General features: G+C 71.3%; 18 protein-coding genes. 8 read left to right on the top strand and 10 right to left on the bottom strand.

Annotation, left to right across the window (positions count from 1 at the left end; genetic code table 11):
• Positions 1-12 precede the first annotated feature (12 nt).
• Both ACZ60E_RS19785 and argH read right to left on the bottom strand, forming a co-directional pair.
• A complete protein-coding gene (locus tag ACZ60E_RS19785; RefSeq protein WP_469441991.1) occupies positions 13-984 on the bottom strand; it encodes an aldo/keto reductase in 972 nt (323 codons plus the stop codon).
• Positions 985-1,428: 444 nt separating this feature from the next.
• Positions 1,429-2,862, bottom strand: coding sequence for an argininosuccinate lyase (gene argH, locus ACZ60E_RS19790; RefSeq protein WP_469441992.1), 1,434 nt, complete (start codon positions 2,860-2,862; stop codon positions 1,429-1,431).
• Between the two features lie 317 nt (positions 2,863-3,179).
• Between argH and ACZ60E_RS19795 the strand changes: the two genes are divergently transcribed.
• The 6 genes from ACZ60E_RS19795 (at position 3,180) to ACZ60E_RS19820 (ending at position 8,726) form a co-directional block, all read left to right on the top strand.
• The gene (locus ACZ60E_RS19795) at positions 3,180-4,058 is read left to right on the top strand and encodes a hypothetical protein (protein ID WP_469441994.1); all 879 of its coding nucleotides are present in this window, start codon (positions 3,180-3,182) and stop codon (positions 4,056-4,058) included.
• A gap of 135 nt (positions 4,059-4,193) precedes the next feature.
• Positions 4,194-4,781 carry a pyridoxamine 5'-phosphate oxidase family protein gene (locus ACZ60E_RS19800; protein ID WP_469441996.1) on the top strand — a complete coding sequence of 196 codons (588 nt, stop codon included), beginning with the start codon at positions 4,194-4,196 and terminating at the stop codon, positions 4,779-4,781.
• A gap of 2 nt (positions 4,782-4,783) precedes the next feature.
• Entirely contained in the window at positions 4,784-5,485 is a 702-nt protein-coding gene (locus tag ACZ60E_RS19805) for a L,D-transpeptidase family protein (protein ID WP_469441999.1), read from the top strand.
• A 191-nt stretch (positions 5,486-5,676) separates the two neighbouring features.
• Positions 5,677-7,005 (top strand): ferredoxin reductase family protein, encoded by a 1,329-nt coding sequence (locus ACZ60E_RS19810; RefSeq protein WP_385837277.1) that lies wholly within the window; start codon positions 5,677-5,679, stop codon positions 7,003-7,005.
• 37 nt (positions 7,006-7,042) lie between these two features.
• Positions 7,043-7,900, top strand: a complete 858-nt coding sequence (locus ACZ60E_RS19815) for an FMN-binding protein (protein ID WP_469442001.1) — start codon at positions 7,043-7,045, stop codon at positions 7,898-7,900.
• A gap of 88 nt (positions 7,901-7,988) precedes the next feature.
• Positions 7,989-8,726, top strand: a complete 738-nt coding sequence (locus ACZ60E_RS19820; RefSeq protein ID WP_469442277.1) for an FAD:protein FMN transferase — start codon at positions 7,989-7,991, stop codon at positions 8,724-8,726.
• A gap of 407 nt (positions 8,727-9,133) precedes the next feature.
• Here the strand turns inward: ACZ60E_RS19820 and ACZ60E_RS19825 are convergent, their stop codons facing one another.
• From ACZ60E_RS19825 to argC, 5 genes are read right to left on the bottom strand one after another with little or no spacing between them, the layout of a single operon-like run.
• A complete protein-coding gene (locus ACZ60E_RS19825) occupies positions 9,134-9,670 on the bottom strand; it encodes an arginine repressor (protein ID WP_384808324.1) in 537 nt (178 codons plus the stop codon).
• 18 nt (positions 9,671-9,688) lie between these two features.
• On the bottom strand, positions 9,689-10,927 hold the full coding sequence (locus ACZ60E_RS19830) for an acetylornithine transaminase (protein WP_385837266.1): 1,239 nt from the start codon (positions 10,925-10,927) through the stop codon (positions 9,689-9,691).
• Positions 10,924-11,832 carry an acetylglutamate kinase gene (gene argB / locus ACZ60E_RS19835; RefSeq protein ID WP_384808327.1) on the bottom strand — a complete coding sequence of 303 codons (909 nt, stop codon included), beginning with the start codon at positions 11,830-11,832 and terminating at the stop codon, positions 10,924-10,926. Before argB ends, ACZ60E_RS19830 begins: the two co-directional genes overlap by 4 nt.
• Positions 11,829-12,980, bottom strand: a complete 1,152-nt coding sequence (gene argJ, locus ACZ60E_RS19840) for a bifunctional glutamate N-acetyltransferase/amino-acid acetyltransferase ArgJ (protein WP_469442004.1) — start codon at positions 12,978-12,980, stop codon at positions 11,829-11,831. Before argJ ends, argB begins: the two co-directional genes overlap by 4 nt.
• Positions 12,977-14,005: an N-acetyl-gamma-glutamyl-phosphate reductase gene (gene argC / locus ACZ60E_RS19845; RefSeq protein WP_469442006.1), complete on the bottom strand. Its 1,029-nt coding sequence runs from the start codon at positions 14,003-14,005 to the stop codon at positions 12,977-12,979. The genes argJ and argC overlap by 4 nt, the downstream gene beginning before the upstream one ends.
• A gap of 216 nt (positions 14,006-14,221) precedes the next feature.
• Between argC and ACZ60E_RS19850 the strand changes: the two genes are divergently transcribed.
• On the top strand, positions 14,222-15,880 hold the full coding sequence (locus ACZ60E_RS19850) for a protein kinase domain-containing protein (RefSeq protein ID WP_469442007.1): 1,659 nt from the start codon (positions 14,222-14,224) through the stop codon (positions 15,878-15,880).
• A gap of 61 nt (positions 15,881-15,941) precedes the next feature.
• On the opposite strand, the gene ACZ60E_RS19855 is transcribed toward ACZ60E_RS19850, so the two are convergent.
• The gene (locus tag ACZ60E_RS19855) at positions 15,942-18,431 is read right to left on the bottom strand and encodes an alpha-L-arabinofuranosidase C-terminal domain-containing protein (protein WP_469442008.1); all 2,490 of its coding nucleotides are present in this window, start codon (positions 18,429-18,431) and stop codon (positions 15,942-15,944) included.
• Positions 18,432-18,589: 158 nt separating this feature from the next.
• Here ACZ60E_RS19855 and ACZ60E_RS19860 point away from each other — a divergent pair, with 158 nt between their 5' ends.
• Entirely contained in the window at positions 18,590-19,048 is a 459-nt protein-coding gene (locus ACZ60E_RS19860; RefSeq protein ID WP_469442279.1) for a DUF6314 family protein, read from the top strand.
• A gap of 24 nt (positions 19,049-19,072) precedes the next feature.
• Here ACZ60E_RS19860 and ACZ60E_RS19865 read toward each other — a convergent pair whose 3' ends face one another.
• Both ACZ60E_RS19865 and ACZ60E_RS19870 read right to left on the bottom strand, forming a co-directional pair.
• Entirely contained in the window at positions 19,073-19,657 is a 585-nt protein-coding gene (locus ACZ60E_RS19865; protein WP_385837260.1) for a histidine phosphatase family protein, read from the bottom strand.
• A gap of 137 nt (positions 19,658-19,794) precedes the next feature.
• On the bottom strand, positions 19,795-20,232 hold the full coding sequence (locus tag ACZ60E_RS19870) for a GNAT family N-acetyltransferase (protein WP_469442011.1): 438 nt from the start codon (positions 20,230-20,232) through the stop codon (positions 19,795-19,797).
• Between the last annotated feature and the right edge of the window lie 14 nt (positions 20,233-20,246).

Raw genomic sequence — 20,246 nt, forward strand, 5'->3', positions numbered from 1 at the left:
GGGCGGGAGAGGTCAGTGCCAGGGCAGGCCGGAGCGGTGCTCCCAGTACGCGCCCGGCTCCTCCGCCAGAGTGTCGAGGCGGGCCGCCTGGCCGTCGTCGAGATCGACCACCGCGGCGTGCAGGTTGGAGGCGAGCTGGTTGGTGGTGGCCGCGCCGGAGAGGACCACGCCCACCCAGGGCCTGCGCAGCACGAACGCGAGGGCGACCGCGTCCGAGCCGACGCCCGCCTCCTCCGCGACGGCGCGCACGGCGGGCGGCGCGTGCGGGTCGGCGAGACGGCCGTTGGCCATGCCCTCCTTGACGATCACGGTGAGTCCGGCCTCGCGCGCCTCGGCGAGCGCGGGGCCCGCGGAGGTGTCCAGCACGTTGTACGTGGCCTGGACGGTCCGGAAGAGGGGCGTCGAACCGACGGTCACGGCGAGCGCGGCGCGGATCGCGGCGGCCTGGGCGGGGCCGCTGGTGGAGAAACCTACGGTCAGGCCCTGCGCGGCGGCCTCGGCCAGCTCGGCGTGCAGTTCCTTGTCGGTGAGGGCCGGGCTCTCGGGCGTCACCGAGTGGATCTGGTAGAGGTCGAGACGGTCGCCGAGCAGTTCGGCGCTCTCGGCGCGCTGCCGCACGTACGTGGAGAGGCTGTGGTCCTTGATCTCGTGGGCCTCGGCGTCCGTGCGCCAGTCGGCGGTGTAGGTGTAGCCCCATTTGCTGCCTACGACGATGTCGTCGACGGCGGGGTGGGCGGTCAGCCAGCTCGCCAGGAACTCCTCCGAGCGGCCGTACGAGCGGGCGGCGTCGAAGTAGCGGACGCCCTGGGCGTAGGCGGCGTCGAGGAGTTCGTGGGTGCGGGTGCGGAGCGATTCGACGCTGCGGTCCGCGCCCAGGTCCTCGTCCCGGCCGAGGGTGATGTAGCCGGGGCGACCGATTGCGGCGAGGCCCAGGCCGATGTGGCAGGTGGGGGTGGTTGCTGTTGCCAGTCGGGCGAAGGGCATCGCGAGCTCCGTTGGTCGGCACGGGTGTGGCTGTCCGCCCAACGTATCCCGGTGATCTCCGATGCGGGCGGGGCGTCGGCGGGTGCGGGTGCGTTGTGGCTGGCCGCGCAGTTCCCCGCGCCCCCAAAAGGGGCCGTCGTTCGCTGCAGGTACGTCGTGGTTGCTCGCGCCGTTCCCCGCGCCCCTTAAAAGGGCCGTCGTTCGCTGCGGGTTGTGTGTGGCTGGGCGCGCAGTTCCCCGCGCCCCTTCAGGGCGAAGGACCGGGGCGCAGCCCCGTTTTTCAGGGGCGCGGGGAACTGCGCGGGCAACCACAACGCACCCGCACCATGCGATCAGCCTCCACCTCCCTAGGGGCGCGGGGAACTGCGCGGCCAGCCACGACCTGCCCGCAGTCGGGGGTCGGACGTCAGGCGTAGCCCCCGTACCCCCAGAAGCGGCGCAGCCCTACCCCTTGGACTTGGCCGTCGCCCAGGCGTGTTGCGTTGCCACGTCCGACTTCACCTCGGTGAGTTGGACGGCGACCGCGCTCGGCGCCGTGCCGCCGCGCGCGGAGCGGGACGCCAGCGCGCCCGGTACGTTCAGCACCGACCGCACCTCCGGCGTGAGATGCGCGGAGATCTTCGCGAACTGCTCGTCGGTGAGCCCGTCCAGTTCGACCCCGTCGGCCTCGGCGGCCTTCACGCACTCGCCCGCGACCTCGTGCGCGACCCGGAACGGCACCCCCTGCTTGACCAGCCACTCGGCGATGTCCGTGGCGAGCGAGAACCCGGCCGGGGCCAGCTCCTCCATCCGTTCGCGGTTGACCGTCAGCGTGGCCATCATCCCGGTGAAGGCCGGCAGCAGGACCTCCAGCTGGTCGCAGGAGTCGAAGACGGGCTCCTTGTCCTCCTGGAGGTCGCGGTTGTAGGCGAGCGGGAGGGCCTTGAGGGTCGCCATCAGGCCGGTGAGGTTGCCGATCAGGCGACCGCTCTTGCCGCGCGCCAGCTCCGCGATGTCCGGGTTCTTCTTCTGCGGCATGATCGACGAGCCGGTGGAGAACGCGTCGTGGAGGGTGACGAAGGAGAACTCCTTCGTGTTCCAGATGATGACCTCCTCCGCGATCCGCGAGAGGTTGACGCCGATCATCGCCGTGATGAAGGCGAACTCGGCCGCGAAGTCCCGCGAGGCCGTGCCGTCGATGGAGTTGCCGACGCTGCCGTGCTCGAAGCCGAGGTCCTTGGCGACCGACTCCGGGTCGAGGCCGAGGCTGCTGCCCGCGAGCGCGCCGGAGCCGTACGGCGACACCGCGGTCCGCTCGTCCCACTGCCGCAGCCGCTCGGCGTCCCGGGAGAGGGCCTGCGCGTGGGCCAGCACGTGGTGGGCGAACAGCACCGGCTGGGCGTGCTGCAGGTGCGTACGGCCGGGCATCGCGACGTCCGGGTGCGCCTCCGCCAGGCCGACGAGCGCGTCCTGGAGCTCGGCGACGAGGCCGCCGATGATCCGGGCGTGGTCGCGCAGGTACATCCGGAAGAGCGTGGCCACCTGGTCGTTGCGCGAACGGCCGGCGCGCAGCTTGCCGCCGAGGTCGGGGCCGAGCTGCTCCAGGAGTCCGCGCTCCAGGGCGGTGTGGACGTCCTCGTCGGCGACGGTTCCGACGAAGGAGCCGTCCGCCACGGCGGTCTCCAGCCGGTCGAGGCCCGCGAGCATGCGGGTCAGCTCGTCGTCGTTGAGGAGGTGCGCCTTGTGCAGCACGCGCGCGTGGGCACGCGAACCGGCGATGTCGTAGGGCGCCAGCCGCCAGTCGAAGTGGACGGACGCGGACAGCTTCGCCAGTGCCTCGGCGGGACCGTCGGCGAACCGCCCGCCCCAGAGCCGTACGTCACCACTGTTGCTGCTCACTGGCTGCGCTCCTCAGGACTGTTGGGAAGAAGACGCCCCCGAGGGGGCGCGGGGAACGACGCGACCGGCCATGAAGACCCTCACCCGGCCGGCCGCCGGGCCTCATCGCAGCACGTTCGCCGCTATGCATGATTATGCAGTCTCCTGCATGACTCGTCAATTCAGCGAGTCCCGGCAACGAAATCCCGCCTCACGTTGAACGCGAGAAACCGCTTACCCGTACTTCACCCCGAACGCCGGCGCCGCGTCCGTGTAGCACCTTCGAACCCCACTTCGAAGTCATCGCACCCCTCCCCTGACCCAAGTGAGGCATCCCCATGTCCAGGGCTCTTCCGAAGTACAACAAGCGCCGCGTGGCGATCATCGGCGGCGCTGCCGCGGTGGCGTTGTCCGGAGCGGTGATCGCAGGTTCCGCCCTCGCCGGGGAGACGTCCAAGAGCAACAACGACCAGGCCTCCACCCTCGCCTCCCCCGGCACGATCAGCTGCCCCGCCGTGGACGGCAGCCTGCCCGCGATCCCCGCGTCCGCGCAGGACGAGGTCACCAGGAACCTCGCCCTCCTGGACACCCAGATCGCCGAAGCGAACAAGCGACTCGTCGACACCGTCGGCCAGGGCGGCGCCAACTTCGTCCAGAACGCCATCCTCGGCCCCCTGGAGGACAAGCGCATCGCCACCCTCAACCGCATCGAGACCGCCATCGGCCGCACCGCGGCCAAGCCCGAAGGCCTCGAAGCGCTCGCCCCCTGCGAGCTGAACGCCGACGGCGCGGCCGAAGCGGGCGGCGAGGCGGGCGAGGAGGCCGGAGCCGAGCCGACCGACGCGGCCACGGAAGAGGCCGGCGGGAACGCGGGCGACGCAGGCGGAGCCGAGGACACGGGCGACGCGGGTGACGCGGGCGCCGTCGGTACGGTCAACTGCCCCGCGGTCGAGGGCAGCCTGCCCGCGATCCCCGCGTCCGCGCAGGACGAGGTCACCAGGAACCTCACCCTCCTGGACACCCAGATCGCCGAGGCCAACCAGCGGCTCATCGACACCGTCGGCCAGGGCGGCGCCAACTTCGTCCAGAACGCCATCCTCGGCCCGCTGGAGGACAAGCGCGTCGCTGTGCTCAACCGCATCGAGACCGCCATCGGCCGGGCCGCCGCCAAGCCGGAAGGCCTCGAAGCGCTCGCTCCCTGCGAGCTGAACCAGTAGAGCCGGCCGCACCCCCACGGGCGCCCCGCGCGCCGGCCGGGGCGAGCCCGGGACCCGGGGCCACACGGCCCGCGGGTCCCGGCGCCCGCGCATATAGTTAGACAGGCGAACGACTTTCGCCGATAATCACCGACCATGGGAAAGACCTACGAACGCATCGACGGCCGCCTGCGTACGTTCATCGAGGCGCAGCCCCTCTTCTTCACCGCGACCGCGCCCCTGTCCGGCGACGGCACGGTCAACCTCTCCCCCAAAGGACTGACCGGTTCGTTCGCGGTCCTCGACGACCTCACCGTCGCCTATCTGGACTTCGCCGGCAGCCACGCCGAGACCATCGCGCATCTGCGGGAGAACGGCCGGATCACCCTGATGTGGTGCGCCTTCCAGGGCCCGCCGAACATCGTCCGCGTGCACGGCCGGGGCGAGCCGGTCTTCCGTGACGACCCGCGCTTCGAGGAACTCCTCGCACACTTCCCGGACATCGTCCCCGACCCGCACGGCCTACGGGCGATCATCGTGGTGAAGGCCGAGCTCGTCCGGGACAGCTGCGGCTACGCCGTGCCCTACATGTCGTACGACGAGGACCGTGACCTGCACGCCAGGCGCTTCGCGCGCGAGGACGACGTCTCGCTGAACGCGTACTTCGAGAAGAAGGACCACATCGGGACCAGCATGGACGGCCTGCCCGGGCTGCCGCTGCCCCTGCCGGCCCGTACCGTCTGAGCATGCGCCTCGGAGCCGCCGTCCTCACGTCCGTGTCCCTCCTCGTGCTCGCCGCGGGACCGGCCCCCGAAAACCCGCCCCCGCTGCCCGAGCGGATGGCGGACACGGGCGGCGGGAGCCAGCTCCTCACCGCGCAGGCCCCCCGGACCTCGTCGACTACCGGCACCGTCACCTGGTGGAACCGCCGGCACGGGCACTGGGTGAAGGCCGGTTCGGCGCCCGCGCGCTTCGGCGCCAAGGGGCTCGTCGAGGGCGGCTCCCGCGAGCAGGGCACGAACACCACCCCGACCGGCCTCTACGACCTCCCGTACGCCTTCGGGATCGAACCGGCGCCCGAGGGGACGCGCACGCCGTACCGGCCGGTGCGGCAGACCTCCTGGTGGTGCCAGGACAACGACTCCCGCTCCTACAACCGGTGGACCGACCCCCGCCCGGCCGACTGCCGCGCCGCCGAGTCCGAGCACCTGATCTCGTACGGGACGCAGTACGCGTACGCCCTCGTCGTCGGCTTCAACTACGCGCAGCCCGTGCGCGGGCGCGGTGCGGGGATCTTTCTGCACGTCAACGGGCTTGGGGCGACCGCCGGTTGTGTGTCCGTGCCCAAGGACGCCATGCGGCGCATCCTGAACTGGGCCCAGCCCGCCCGCAGTCCGCACATCGCCATCGGGACGGACGACGGGCCGACCGCCGTCACCCGCTACTGATCTCGCCACCAGCGGGTGGCCGCCGGCCGTTACCGCGGGTCTCAGCAGTTCACGGCTTGCCCCGCGGCCCGTTGAACACACGGCCGTCCCGGGACGTACCAGTGGGCCTAGGGGTCACTCCCCTTCCCAGCGTCCCCCACGGAGGAACCGTGAGCACGATCGCCGGCGGTCGCGCCGCGCGGCGCCAGACGATGCGCCGTATCCGCCCTCGCCGCTCCCCCGCCATCCCGCTGCTCATCGCGGTATGGGCGGGCGCGGCGGGAGTCGTCTGGCTCTGGTGGAGCAATACGCCGGCCATCGCCGACGACAAAGGCCGGATCCTGAACGCGGGCCGGATCACCGGTCTGCTCGCCGGGTATCTGATGGCTCTCGTGGTCCTGCAGATGGCCCGCGTACCCGCCCTGGAACGCCGCGTCGGCTCGGACCGGGTCGCCCGCTGGCACGCCATGAGCGGCCGCTACATGCTGTGTCTCGTCCTCGCCCACATCGGCCTGACGATGTACGGCTACGCCCTCCAGGCGAACACCGGGGTCGTCGAGCAGACCATCGACTCGGTCAAGACCCTGCCCGACATGGGCAAGGCGGCGATCGGCACGGGTCTGCTGCTGTTCATCGGCCTGATCTCGGTGGGCGGACTGCGCAAGAGGATCCCGTACGACACCTGGTACCACATCCACCTGCTCACGTACGTGTCCGTGTACCTGTCGTTCTGGCACCAGCTGTCCACCGGCAACGACTTCGCCGTCGAGCCCGCCGCGACCACCGCCTGGTACGCGCTGTACGGGACGGTCACCGCGCTGGTGATCTGGTACCGGGTGATCACGCCGGTCCGGCTGAACCTGCGCCACCGGATGCAGGTCGAGGAGGTCGTCGAGGAGGCGCCCGGCATCGTCTCCGTGCTGATCAGCGGGAAACGGCTGCACCGCATCGGTGCCGAGCCGGGGCAGTTCTTCCGCTGGCGGTTCATGGCGCCGGGCATGCGGCTCAGCTCGCACCCGTACTCGCTGTCGGCCGCGCCGCGCCCCGGGCTGCTGCGGATCACCGTCAAGGCGCTGGGCGACCACAGCACCGCGCTGAAGGGGCTGAAGCGGGGCACGCGGGTCTGGGCCGAGGGCCCGTACGGCGCGCTGACCGCGTCCCGGCGCAGCCAGGGCAAGGTGCTGCTGATGGCCGGCGGCGTGGGCATCACCCCGATGCGGGCGCTGTTCGAGACACTGCCGGCGGCGCGGGGTGACCTCACCCTGCTGTACCGGGCCAACAGCACCCAGGACCTGGCGCTGTGGGACGAGTTGTCGGCCATCGCCGACGAGCGCGGTGCCCGGCTGATGTACGCGGTGAACAGCCCCGACGGGGAGCGCCCCGACATCAACCCGGAGACGCTGCGCCAGAAGCTGCCCGACATCGACGACCACGACGTGTTCCTGTGCGGGCCGCCCGGCTTCGCCGAGGGCGCGTACACCGCACTGCGCGGCGCCGGCGTGCCCGCCCGCCGCATCCACCACGAGTCCTTCGAACTCTGAGAACTCTGAGAATCCTGAGGAACGGGAGTCCGGACCCATGAAGAAGAGCCATCCCCTGCGCCGCGTCGTGCTGGCCGGTGCCGCCACGGTGTCCGGCATCGTCCTGCTGCTGGCGCTGAAGCCCGCGTCGGACCCGGCGGCGGCGTCCGCCGACGGCGCGTCGCAGCAGCAGTCGGCCTCCCCGCAAGGTTCCGGAGGAGTACAGGCGGCCGGCGGCACTCAGGCCCAGACCCTCACCGGTGACGTCGTCAAGACCGACTACGGCAACGTCCAGGTCCGGATCACCGTGGCCGGCGGGAAGATCACCTCGGCCGCTGCCCTGCAGTCGCCGACCGGCGGACGCAGTACGACGGTCAGCACCGACGCGGTGCCCAAGCTGAACAAGGCGGCCGTCACGGCCGGCAGTGCCGACATCGACGCCGTGTCCGGGGCCACCTACACCAGCGGCGGCTACAAGAAGTCGCTCCAGTCGGCCCTGGACAAGGCCGGTGCGCCGGGCGGCGGTTCGGCCGAGGCGAGCGGCACGGGCGGCGGCACCGGCGGCACCGGCGGCACGGGGAACGCCACCGGTGGCGGCAGCGGTTCGGGCGACGCGAGCGGGTCCGGGGCCGGTGCCGCGCAGGCGAAGACCGTCACCGGCAAGGCGGTCACGACCGACTACGGGCCCGTGCAGGTACGGGTCACCGTGACCGGCGGGAAGATCACCAAGGCCGAGGCCGTGCAGCAGCCCAAGGGCGGGCGCAGCGACCAGATCAGCGGGGACGCGGTGCCGAAGCTGAACGCGGCGGCGGTCGCCGCGGGCAACGCCGACATCGACGCCGTGTCCGGGGCCACCTACACCAGCGGCGGCTACAAGGAGTCCCTGCAGTCGGCCCTGGACCAGGCCGGTGGCTGAACCCGCTGAACCCACCGGGTCCGCCGAGTCCACTGAGCCCACCGAGTCCGCCGGGGTGCCCCTCGCGGTGCGTCACGCGGAGGAGGTGATGGGGACGGTCTTCTCCTTCGACATCCGAGGGGGTGAACCCGACGCCGTGCAGGCGGCGTTGGCGGCGGCCGTCGCCGAACTCCATGTGGTGGACGAGGTGTTCAGCACCTACCGTCCGGACAGTCAGATCTCCCGGCTGGCGCAGGGGCTGCTGACCGTGGACCAGTGCGATCCCGAGGTCGCCGAGGTTCTCGGGCTGTGTGCGGAGGCCGAGCGGTTGAGCGACGGGTGGTTCAGTTCGACGTACGCCGGGTCCGTCGACCCGACCGGCATCGTGAAGGGCTGGTCCGTCGAACGGGCGGCCCTGCGGCTCGTGGAGGCCGGGGCGAGCGGGGTGAGCGTGAACGGCGGGGGTGACGTGCAGATGTACGGCGTGCCGGGGCCGCACCGGCCCTGGCGGGTCGGAGTGGCCGACCCCCTGCGGCCGGGCGGGCTGGCCGCGGTGGTCTCCGCGGCGGGGGTGGACCGGCTGGCCGTGGCGACGTCGGGGTCCGCGGAGCGGGGTACGCACATCGTGGATCCGCGCACGGGGCGCTCCGCGGTGACCGATCTGGTGGCGGTGACCGTGGTCGGGCCGCGCATCACGTGGGCGGACGCGTGGGCCACGGCGGCGTTCGCCATGGGGTCGCGGGAGGGGCTGGCGTGGTTGGAGTCCTTGCCGGACGTGGAGGCGCTGTTGATCACCGCGGGTGATGAAGTCCGCTGCACGGACGGTCTGGCCGACCGGCTGGGGTGATCCGGCCTGTTCCGCGACTGCGGGTGCGCCGTGGCTGGCCGCGCCGTTCCCCACGCCCCTAACGGGGCACCCCGGTGCATGGTCGCGTGCGGGTGCATCGTGGTTACCCGCGCCGTACCCCGCGCCCCTAACGGGGCACCCCGGTGCATGGTCGCGTGCGGGTCCGTCGTGGTGGCCCGCGCCGTTCCCCGCGCCCCTGGAAGACGGGGCTTCGCCCCTGTCTTTCGTTGCCGTGGGCGACCCGCGCTTTTGGCTTTTGGCTTTTAGGGGCGCGGGGAACTGCGCGGCCAGCCACGACGGACCCGCAGCCAAAAACGGAGGACCGGGGCGCAGCCCCGTCCTTTAGGGGCGCGGGGAACTGCGCGACCGGCCACGGCGGGCCCGCAGCCTGGAGTGAACCGACAGTCTCAGTGGTGGTTCTGGGCCAGTCTCAGCAAGTGGTCCGCCAGGGCCTGGCCGCCTGTCGGGTCTCGGCTGATGAGGAGCAGCGTGTCGTCGCCCGCGATCGTCCCCAGGATGTCCTGCAGCTCCGCCTGGTCGATGGCGGAGGCGAGGAACTGCGCAGCGCCCGGAGGCGTGCGCAGAACCACCAGGTTCGCCGAAGCCTCCGCGGAGATCAGCAGCTCCGCGGACAGCCTCCGCATCCGCTCCTCCTTCGCCGACTCCCCCAGCGGAGCGCGGGGCGTCCGGAAACCCCCCTCGCTCGGCACCGCGTAGATCAGGTCGCCGTCGTTGTTGCGGATCTTCACCGCGTTCAGCTCGTCCAGGTCCCGCGACAGCGTCGCCTGTGTGACGTGCAGCCCGTCGTCGGAGAGCAGCTTCGCCAACTGGCTCTGGGAGCGCACCGGCTGCCGGTTGAGGATGTCCACGATCCGGCGGTGGCGTGCGGTGCGGGTCTGCGGAACAGCGGGTCCCGCGTGGTCGTGATCCTGCGCCTGAGTCATCGTCGTCTCATTCTCCGGTCATTCTCCGGTTCGTCCGTCCCCGTTGGACCCGTTGGTCCGGTCGGTCACCGTGTCGAGAACACCGGGGAGGGCCCCGAGGAACGTGTCCACCTCGTCCTCGGTGATGTTCAGGGGCGGCATCAGCCGTACGACATCGGGGGCGGGCGCGTTCACCAGGAGGCCGGCGTCCTGAGCCGCCTGTTGCGCGCGGGGCGCGAGCGGTTCGGTGAGCACGATACCCAGGAGGAGCCCCGAGCCCCGGACATGGTCGACCAGCGGGTGTCCGAGGGACTCGATTCCCTCGCGCAACGTCTCGCCGGACCGCTTCACGTTCTCCAGCAGGCCCTCGGACTCGATCGTGTCGAGGACGGCGAGCCCGGCGGCGCAGGCGACCGGGTTGCCGCCGAACGTCGTGCCGTGGTGGCCGGGCTTGAGGAACTGGGCGGCCCGTCCGAAGGCCACGGTCGCGCCCAGCGGCAGCCCGCCGCCGAGGCCCTTGGCCAGCGTGACGATGTCCGGCAGGACACCCTCGTGCGCCTGGTACTCGAACCAGTGCCCTGTCCTGCCGACCCCGGTCTGCACCTCGTCCAGGACGAGGAGGCTGCCGGTGGCCGCGGTGATGGCGCGGGCCGCCTTGAGATAGCCGGGGGGCGGCACGACGACGCCGTTCTCGCCCTGGATCGGCTCGATGACGACGAGCGCGGTGTCCTCGGTGACGGCGGCGGCCAGCGCCTGCGGGTCCCCGTACGGGACGTGGGTGACGTCGCCGGGCAGCGGCAGGAACGGGTCCCGTTTGCCCGGCTGGCCGGTGAGTGAGAGCGCGCCCATGGTGCGGCCGTGGAAGCCGCCGTCGGTCGCGACCATGTGCGGGCGGCCGGTCAGCCGGCCGATCTTGAAGGCGCCCTCGACGGCCTCGGCCCCCGAGTTGCAGAAGTACACGCGGCCGTCGCGCCCGAAGAGCTGGAGGAGCCGTTCGGCGAGCGCGACGGGCGGTTCGGCGACGAAGAGGTTGGAGACGTGTCCGAGGGACGCGATCTGCTTGCTCACGGCCTCGACGATCGCCGGGTGGGCGTGGCCGAGCGCGTTGACCGCGATGCCGCCGACGAAGTCCAGGTACTCCGTGCCGTCGGCATCCCACAGCCTGGTGCCGGCGCCGCGGACGAGCGGCAGCCTGGGGGTGCCGTAGTTGTCCATGAGCGCGCCCTGCCAGCGCTGGGTGAGTTCCTCGTTGGCAGTGTTGGCGGTGTTGGCGGTCATGCGTCAGCGTCCCCCTCCGCATCGGGCACGACCATCGTGCCGATGCCTTCGTCCGTGAAGATCTCCAGCAGGATCGAGTGCTGGACCCGGCCGTCGATCACGCGGGCGGTGGTCACGCCGTTGCGTACGGCGTGCAGACAGCCCTCCATCTTCGGCACCATGCCGCTGGCCAGCTCGGGCAGCAGCTTCTCCAGCTCCTTGGCGGTGAGCCGGCTGATGACCTCGTCGGAGTTCGGCCAGTCCTCGTAGAGGCCCTCGACGTCGGTGAGGACCATCAGTGTCTCGGCGCCCAGCGCCGCAGCGAGTGCCGCAGCCGCCGTATCAGCATTGACGTTGTAGACATGTCCGTCGTCCTGACTGCGGGCGATCGAGGAGACGACCGGGATCCGGCCGTCGGCGAGCAGTGCCTCGATCGCGCCCGTGTCGATCGCGGTGATCTCGCCCACCCGCCCGATGTCGACCAACTCACCGTCGATCTCGGGCTGGTGCTTGACCGCGGTGATGGTGTGCGCGTCCTCGCCGGTGAGTCCCACGGCGAGCGGACCGTGCTGGTTGAGCAGTCCGACGAGTTCGCGCTGGACCTGTCCGGCGAGCACCATGCGTACGACGTCCATGGCGTCCTCGGTGGTGACCCTGAGGCCCGCCTTGAACTCGCTGACGATGCCGTGCCGGTCCAGGGCCGCGCTGATCTGCGGGCCGCCGCCGTGCACGACGACGGGCTTGAGCCCGGCCTGGCGCAGGAACACGACGTCCTGGGCGAACGCGGCCTTCAGGTCCTCGTCGATCATGGCGTTGCCGCCGAACTTGATGACGACGGTCCTGCCGTTGTGCCGGGTCAGCCAGGGCAGCGCCTCGATGAGGATCTGCGCCTTGGGAAGCGCGGTGTGCTTACGGGTGGCGCTCATGACGAGTACGCGCTGTTCTCGTGGACGTACTCCGCCGTGAGGTCGTTGGTCCAGATCGTGGCGGTCTCGGTGCCGGCGGCGAGGTCGGCGACGATGTGGACCTCCCGGTAGCGCATGTCGACCTGGTCGCGGTCCTCGCCCACAGAACCGTTCTTGCAGACCCAGACGCCGTTGATGGCGACGTTCAGCAGGTCGGGCTCGAAGGCGGCGGAGGTCGTGCCGATGGCGGAGAGCACGCGGCCCCAGTTGGGGTCCTCGCCGTGGATCGCGCACTTGAGGAGGTTGTTGCGGGCGATGGAGCGGCCCACCTCGACGGCGTCGTCCTCGCTCGCCGCGTTGATCACCTCGATCCTGATGTCCTTGCCGGCGCCCTCGGCGTCCCGGATCAGCTGCTGGCCGAGGTCGTCGCAGACGGCCCGTACGGCTTCGGCGAACTCCGCGTACTCGGGGGTGACCTCGGAGGCGCCGGACGCGAGCAGCAGCACGGTGTCGTTGGTCGACATGCAGCCGTCGGAGTCGACGCGGTCGAAGGTGACCTTCGTGGCCGCCCGCAGCGCCCTGTCCAGGCTGTCGCTGTCGACGTCGGCGTCCGTGGTGAGGACGACGAGCATCGTGGCGAGGCCGGGGGCGAGCATGCCGGCGCCCTTGGCCATGCCGCCGACGGTCCAGCCGTCGCCCTGCACGACCGAGGTCTTGTGGACGGTGTCGGTGGTCTTGATGGCGATGGCGGCCTTCTCGCCGCCGTGTTCCGACAGGGCCTCGGCGGCCTGCTCGACGCCCGGCAGGAGCTTGTCCATGGGGAGCAGGATGCCGATGAGCCCGGTGGAGGCCACAGCCACCTCGGCGGCGTTCTGGCCGAGGACGTCGGCCACCTTCTCGGCGGTGGCGTGCGTGTCCTGGAAGCCCTTGGGTCCCGTACAGGCGTTGGCGCCGCCGGAGTTGAGGACGACGGCGGTCAGCCGGCCGCCCTTGAGGACCTGCTCGGACCACAGCACCGGCGCGGCCTTCACGCGGTTGGAGGTGAAGACGCCCGCGGCGGCGAAGCGGGGCCCGTTGTTGACCACGAGGGCCAGGTCGGGGTTGCCGTTCTCCTTGATCCCGGCGGCGATGCCGGCCGCCGTGAACCCCTTGGCTGCCGTGACACTCACGGTGCGACTCCGATCGTGGAAAGCCCGGTGGCCTCGTCGAGCCCGAGGGCGATGTTCATGCTCTGGACGGCACCGCCCGCGGTGCCCTTGGTGAGGTTGTCGATGGCGCTGATCGCGATGATGCGCCCGGCGGCCCCGTCGTACGCGACCTGCACCTGAACGGCGTTGGAACCGTGGACGGACGCGGTGGCCGGCCACTGTCCCTCGGGCAGCAGGTGCACGAACGGCTCGTCCGCGTACGCCTTCTCGTAGGCGGTCCGGACGGACTCCGCGGTGACGCCGGGCTTCGCCCTGGCGCTGCACGTGGCGAGGATGCCCCGGGACATCGGGGCGAGGGTCGGGGTGAAGGAGACGGTGACGGGCCCGTCCGCGACCGCGCCGAGGTTCTGGATCATCTCGGGGGTGTGCCGGTGGCCGCCGCCGACGCCGTACGGGGACATGGATCCCATGACCTCGCTGCCGAGCAGATGCGTCTTGGGGGACTTGCCGGCGCCGGACGTCCCGGACGCGGCGACGACGACGGCCTCGTTCTCGGCGAGGCCCGCCGTATATGCGGGGACGAGCGCCAGCGTGACGGCCGTCGGATAGCAGCCGGGGACGGCGATGCGCTTCGACCCTTCCAGCGCCGCGCGGGCACCCGGCAGCTCGGGGAGGCCGTAGGGCCAGGTCCCGGCGTGCGGTGAGCCGTAGAACCGCTCCCAGTCGGCCGCGTCCTTCAGCCGGAAGTCGGCACCCATGTCGACGACGAGGACCTCCGGGCCGAGCTGCTCGGCCACGGCGGCGGACTGCCCGTGGGGCAGCGCCAGAAAGACGACATCGTGCCCCGCGAGCACCTCCGGCGTGGTCTCCTGGAGTACGCGGTCGGCGAGCGGCAGCAGATGCGGTTGCAGGGCGCCGAGCCGCTGTCCCGCGTTGGAGTTGCCGGTCAGGGCGCCGATCTCGATCTCGGGGTGCACCAGGAGCAGACGCAGCAGTTCCCCGCCCGCGTACCCACTCGCTCCGGCCACTGCCGCACGTACCGCCATGGAACCCTCCTCTTGGATGGCATGACTATACGTTTCGCTGCACGTTTATGCAATCTTGCCTGGGTGAGGGCTCGCGTCACAGGGGCTATATTCTTCGTCCTCAGGGCGGAGCGAAGTAACGGTGGCACCGGAACCGACATCCCGCCGCAGAGAGTCTTGGACACCAGCCCCGTCCCTACGGACGCGCGTGTCTCGACTGCCTGGAGGGCGTGTCAGGTGTACCCGCTGCAAGATTCCGACCCGACGAACATGGGCCGCTACCGTTTACTGGGACGGCTCGGTTCCGGCGGCATGGGAAGCGTCTACCTCGGCCGCACGCCCGGGGGACGGCCCGCCGCGGTCAAGGTCATCAACGCCCATCTCCAGTACGACCCGGCGGCGTTGCAGCGCTTCCGTCGTGAGGTGGAGACGCTGGGGACCATCCGCAACGCCTTCACCGCGGCGCTCATCGACGCCGAGGTGGACAGCCCGCCGTTCTGGATGGCCACCGAGTACGTGCCCGGCCCGACGCTGGCCGACGCGGTCGCTGCGGCGGGGCCCTTCCCGGTCGACCTCGGTCGCGCCGTGCTGGCCGCGCTGGCCGAGGGGCTCGCCGACGTCCACGTGCACGGTGTGCTGCACCGGGACATCAAGCCCCAGAACGTCATCCTGTCGGCCACGGGTCCCCAGCTCATCGACTTCGGGATCGCCCGCAGCGAGGACATGGCGAACATCACGCAGGTCGGCACCGCGATAGGCACCCCGGGGTTCATAGCCCCGGAGAGCCTGACCCGCAGCGAGGCGGGTCCGCCGTCCGACGTGTTCGCGCTCGCCGTCACGCTGGCCTACTGCCTCACCGGCCGCGCGCCGTACGGGCAGGGCTCGTTGGCGACCGTCTCGTACCGCACCGTGCACGAGGAGATGGACCTCGCCGGGGTCCCCGCGGAGATGGCCGAGCTGCTCGCCCTCTGCGCGCACAAGGACCCGGCGATGCGCCCGGAGCCGCAGCGCATCGTGGAACTCTGCGCCAGCGAGACCGACATCGTGCGGCACCCCGCCTACCAGCGGATCATCGCCATGGCGCCCGCCTCGGACATGGCGGCGGCCACCGCTCCGCCCACGCCGCCCGCACCCTCGGCGCCGTACGCCCCCACCAGGGTCGACGCCACCGCACCCACCGCGGCGGTCGACGCCTCGGCCCTGCCGGGCGCCCTGCCCTCATCTCCGGCCCCGGCCCCGGCGACCGTCGCGCAGACCCGGTTCCTGGCGTCCGGGCCGCCGACCGAACCGCCCGGCACTCCGCCGCGGGGCACCGGGCGCCCCTGGTACCGCCGCACCCCGCTCATCGCCGCGGGCGCCGTGGTCACGGTCGCCGTCGTGGTGGGCGCCGTGTTCGCCCTGCAAGGCTCCGGCGCGGACGCCGACACCAAGGACCCGAAGGGGTCCGCGAGCCGCGGCGAATCCCACCGGGACACGGCCGACGCCGGCGATCCGGAGGCCGGCAAGGAACCGGAGGCGAGCAAGGAGCCCGAGAGCCCCGCGCCCCTGCCGGAGACGCTGACGGTCGAGCCCCGGCGGACCCTGCAGACGGGCGAGTTCCTGCAGACCGCGCACATGAAGCTGATCATGCAGCCGGACGGCAACCTCGTCGCCTACGACGTGGACGACAAGGCCACCTGGGCGTCCCTCACCTCCGGCGAGAACTACAAGGCCGTGTTCCAGGAGGACGGCAACCTGGTCGTCTACACCGCCGACGACAAGCCGGTGTGGGCCACCAACACGGGATACCCTGACGGAGGGGCCGTCCTCGAACTGCGCGCCGACGGCAGCTTCGCCGTCACGAAGAACGGCCAGGACCTGTTCCTGAGCACCAACGACACCACCGAGAAGGGCTGACCCGTCCTCGCGCGCCGGGGCGGTCCGGACAGCTGTCACCACGCCCGGACCGCCCGGCCGGTCACCCCTTCCTGATCCGCAGGAACGTCACCGAGTTCGCCGGGAAGGTGTACGTGAACTTCCTCGCGACTCCCGGGAAGGTGGACGTGACCGGTGCGACGGCCGTGTCCGTCTCGGTGTTCACGGCGTCGGCCGCGGCGGCGAGTGTCGTCACCTCGGCCTTCGGGCGGACCTTCGCGCTCCCGAGGTCGACGGCCGTACGGGCGTCCACCGCCTGGGCGTTGACCACCTTGACGATCAGGTCGCCGGTCCTCTTGTCCTTGGTGACGACCTGCCGGAACGGCTCGGCGGGCTTGTCGTCGGTGAAGCTTCCCCACTCCTCGCCGTCGAGGTAGAGGGTCACCTGCCGGCCGCGGACCTTGATGTCGATGTCGTAGGCGCGGCCCGTCCCGACCGACCCGGCCTTGGAGATCAGCGTCGACTTGCCGCCGTCCACGGCCTGTTCGACGGCGGACTGGGTGTTGTTCCAGCCGCCCAGGTTCCACCAGTAGTAGTTACCGGTGTCCTTGACGCCGAAGGCGACGAGGAAGCCCTCCTTGCCCGCCTTCTTGGTGGCCTTCACGTGCAGGTCGTAGTCGTGCCAGGCGGGGTCGCCCGCGGAGACCATGGTGTTCTCGGCGGCCTCGTCGCTCTGCACGTACTGCCCGTCCTGGACGCTCCAGTTGCCGCCGCCGGTGTGGGTCCACTGCGAGGCGTCACCGGAGAAGTCGTCGGCGAGCAGTTCCGTGCCGTCCGCGCCGGTGACCTTGACGTCGTCGTACGCGGCGCTCGTCGCCCACGTCGACAGGCCGACCGCGCCCGCGATGGGACCGCTCAGGGACGGTGTGCCGGTCGCGCTCGACGGGACGACCCGGTCGCCGGTGTTGCGCATGAAGAGCTTCTGGACCTCGTAGTTGGCGGAGTTCCAGGAGGCGTGGTTGTTGAACCAGATGAGGTCCGGGCGCCACTGCACGTAGTCCTCGTTGGCGAGCAGCGGGGCGTACGAGGCCAGCTTCACGACGTCCGCGTTGCGCTCCAGGCCGGTCATGAACGCCGCTTCGGAGAGGGCGTTCTTGAAGGTGTTGCCCTGGGAGGCGTACTCGCCGAGGAAGACCTTGGGGCCGCTGCGGTCGTACGAGTCGTAGCGGTCGTTGTTCTGCAGGAACCACTGCGGGCTGTTGTAGTAGTGCTCGTCGACCAGGTCGACGTTCGCCTCCCGGTTGAGCTTCCAGGCCGTGTCGAAGGTCGAACCGCTGTCGTCGGGGCCGGAGTTGGAGACGACGGTGACGTCCGGGTACTTCGCCTCGACGGCCGCACGGAACTGCTTGAAGCGCTCGAAGTATTCGTTCGGCAGGTTCTCCTCGTTGCCGACCGCGAGGTGGGTGAGGTGGAAGGGCTTCGGGTGGCCCATCGCGGCCCGCTTCCCGCCCCACTCACCGGTCACCGGCCCGTTGGCGAACTCGATGAGGTCCAGGGTGTCCTGGATGTGCCGCTCGAGGAGCGCGTCGTCGTCGACGGCCTGGTTCTGGCCGCAGCCGGTGACGAGGGCGGGCACCACGGGCAGCGGCATGGCCCCGATGTCCTCGGAGAACTGGAAGTACTCGTAGTAGCCGAGGCCGTAACTCTGGTTGTAGCCCCAGAAGTTGGCGTTCGTGGCGCGCTGCTCGACCGGGCCGATCGTGTCCTTCCACTGGTACGCGCGCCTGCGCTCCCAGCCGGACCCCTCGTCGTACCCCTTCATGCTGCCGGTGTTGACCAGGCAGCCGCCCGGGAAGCGGACGAAGCCGGGGTCCAGGGCGGCGATCTTCCCCGCGAGGTCCGCGCGCAGGCCGTGGCCCTTGTACGTGTCGCGCGGGACGAGCGAGATCATGTCGAGCGCGGCCGGGCCGTCCGACGCCACCGTGAGACGGCCGGTGGCGCTCGTGCGGGTCGCGGTGAGGCGTGCCGTGTACTTGGCCCAGCCGCCGCGCGCGGTGACACGGCGGGCCTGCGCCAGCTCGCCGTCGGCGTCCTGGAGGGTCACCGTGAGGGCGGAGGAGCCGTCGGCGCGGGCCCATACGGAGAAGTCGTAGGCCTTGCCCGCCTGCACCGAAAGGCCGGAGTTGGTGACGGAGGAGTCCGCACCCAGGGCGAGGTAGGTGCGGTTGCGGGCGTTCAGCCGGCCGTCGTCGTCCGCGGTCGTCGCGGTGCCGGTGGTGGCCCAGGAGGTGAGCGGGGTGTACGAGCGGTTGTCGGCGGTCGAGTACTCGAACGACCGGTTCTGCACAAGCTCCGCGTACAGCCCGCCGTCCGCGGCCCGGTTGATGTCCTCGAAGAAGACGCCGTACATGGTGTCGTCGATCTTCGCGCCCGTGGCTTTCGGGTCGACGGTGATCGCGTAGTCGGTGGCGTCCTCGGCGGCGGCGTCCACGGGCGTGGCGCTCACCGGGGGCGGCACGAGGAAGGAGGCGACCAGCAGTGCGGTGGCCGTGAGGGCGAGTCTCCAGCGAGTGCGGGTGCGGGCATGTGACATGGATCCTCCGCGGCTCTGGGAGGCGTGTCCGAGAAACGTGTCCGAGAGGTCGATGCGTTCGACATGCCGGACGCTGATCAATACTTCGAACGGCAAGATAGGGAGGGGGCAGGATCACGTCAATGGGTTGGACAGGAGAGGCCGCGGTGACGGAGGGGATGGCCGGATTCCGGCCGGTGGGCGACGTACTGGCGTACCTGGCCGGGAGCTGGCAGGTGGAACGCTCGGTGCGGGATCTCGCGAGCGGGGCGACGGGTGCCTTCAGCGGGACGACGGTGTTCGAGCGGCTGGACGGCGACGGCTCCGGCCCCTCCGGGGGGCTGCTCCACCACGAGTCCGGCACCTTCGTGTGGCAGGGCGTGGCCCGGCCCGCCGAGCGCACCCTCAGGTTCCTGCCGGGCGACGGGGCGAGCCGGGCCGACGTACGGTTCGCCGACGGCCGCCCGTTCCACGACCTGGACCTCGCCACCGGCCGGCACGTCACCGACCATCCGTGCTCGGCGGACCTCTACCGGGGCGAGTTCACCGTGTACGACGCGGACCGCTGGCGGACGGTGTGGCGGGTGGGCGGCCCCGCGAAGGACCTGCTCCTCACGACGGACTACACGCGGTCGTGACCGGCCACACGCGGTCGTGACGGACTACACGCGGTCGTACTGAGCGTCGAAGCGCAGGTTCCAGCGGCCCGCCCAGCCGATCAGGGCGGCCGTCGACAGCGGGCGCACGTCGAAGTTCCAGTACGTCGACGGGTGCGCCTTCAGGGCGTAGACGAGCGCGGCGCGGACGACCGCCGGTTCCGCGACGGCGACGATCCGGCCGCCGTCGTCGGCGGGGCGGGTGTCCAGCCAGCCGCCGACCCGCCGGATGAACTCCGCGAGCGGTTCGCCGCCGTGGGCCGCGGAGTACGGGTCGGCGAGCCAGGCGTCCACCGCCTCGGGTTCCCGGGCCATCGCCTCGCCGAGGGTCAGCCCGCGCCAGCGGCCCATGTCACAGTCCCGCAGCGCCGGCTGGACCAGCGGCGCGAGGCCCAGCGCGTCACCGGTGGCCCGGCTGCGCGGAGTCGGCGAGCAGTACCGCAGCTCGGCCGCGGCGAGCGGTATCAGGGCATGGGCGACGCGCTGCACCTCGCCCCAGCCCGCCTGGTCCAGCGGCCGGTCGTCGTCGAAGCGCTCGGCGAGCAACGAGGAACCGCGGGCGGCGGCGATCAGCGTGACCCGAACATGCATGCGGCGATCGTGAGCGCCGGAACTGCGCAGGTCAAGAGCTGATCCACGGCACACACGGAATACTCACGCGAAGGCCCGCACAAAGTACGTGGACGACCCACGGAAGGAGAATCGGGACACCGTCCGTCAGGACACCGTCATTCGAAGCTCAGCGCCATCCACCGGTCGGGCCGGTCCAGCACCCTGAACCCGAGCTTCTCGTACACCCCGTGCGCGTCGTGGGTGGCGAGCAGCACGCGGCGCAGGCCGAGGGGGCGCAGGTGGTCGCGGACGGCGGTGACCAGGGCGGTGCCGAGCCCCTTGCCCCGCGCGGACCGGTCCACGTACACGTCGCAGAGCCAGGCGAAGGTGGCCCCGTCGGTCACCACGCGCGCGTACGCCGCCTGGTCGCCCGAAACCGTCTCGTACGCCCCGAAGTTGAGCGATCCGGCGATCGCCAGCTCCTGCTTCTCGCGCGGTCGGCCGAGCGCCCAGTACGCGTCGTCGGCGAGCCAGCGGTGGACCCGGTCGACGTCGATGCGCGCGGGGTCGGTGGAGATCTCGTAGCCCTCGGGCGGGCCTGGTATGTCGGTCATGGCGGGAGAGTCGC

The organism is Streptomyces sp. NPDC102514, from assembly GCF_055584525.1.

Coding starts and splice junctions, on each gene's coding strand:
- ACZ60E_RS19855 (WP_469442008.1), bottom strand. CDS start 18,431: ATGTCACATGCCCGCACCCGCACTCGCTGGAGACTCGCCCTCACGGCC.
- argC (WP_469442006.1), bottom strand. CDS start 14,005: ATGGCGGTACGTGCGGCAGTGGCCGGAGCGAGTGGGTACGCGGGCGGG.
- ACZ60E_RS19860 (WP_469442279.1), top strand. CDS start 18,590: ATGGCCGGATTCCGGCCGGTGGGCGACGTACTGGCGTACCTGGCCGGG.
- ACZ60E_RS19830 (WP_385837266.1), bottom strand. CDS start 10,927: ATGACCGCCAACACCGCCAACACTGCCAACGAGGAACTCACCCAGCGC.
- ACZ60E_RS19805 (WP_469441999.1), top strand. CDS start 4,784: ATGCGCCTCGGAGCCGCCGTCCTCACGTCCGTGTCCCTCCTCGTGCTC.
- ACZ60E_RS19785 (WP_469441991.1), bottom strand. CDS start 984: ATGCCCTTCGCCCGACTGGCAACAGCAACCACCCCCACCTGCCACATC.
- ACZ60E_RS19870 (WP_469442011.1), bottom strand. CDS start 20,232: ATGACCGACATACCAGGCCCGCCCGAGGGCTACGAGATCTCCACCGAC.
- ACZ60E_RS19820 (WP_469442277.1), top strand. CDS start 7,989: ATGGGGACGGTCTTCTCCTTCGACATCCGAGGGGGTGAACCCGACGCC.
- ACZ60E_RS19795 (WP_469441994.1), top strand. CDS start 3,180: ATGTCCAGGGCTCTTCCGAAGTACAACAAGCGCCGCGTGGCGATCATC.
- ACZ60E_RS19825 (WP_384808324.1), bottom strand. CDS start 9,670: ATGACTCAGGCGCAGGATCACGACCACGCGGGACCCGCTGTTCCGCAG.
- ACZ60E_RS19865 (WP_385837260.1), bottom strand. CDS start 19,657: ATGCATGTTCGGGTCACGCTGATCGCCGCCGCCCGCGGTTCCTCGTTG.
- ACZ60E_RS19800 (WP_469441996.1), top strand. CDS start 4,194: ATGGGAAAGACCTACGAACGCATCGACGGCCGCCTGCGTACGTTCATC.
- ACZ60E_RS19815 (WP_469442001.1), top strand. CDS start 7,043: ATGAAGAAGAGCCATCCCCTGCGCCGCGTCGTGCTGGCCGGTGCCGCC.
- argB (WP_384808327.1), bottom strand. CDS start 11,832: ATGAGCGCCACCCGTAAGCACACCGCGCTTCCCAAGGCGCAGATCCTC.
- ACZ60E_RS19810 (WP_385837277.1), top strand. CDS start 5,677: ATGCGCCGTATCCGCCCTCGCCGCTCCCCCGCCATCCCGCTGCTCATC.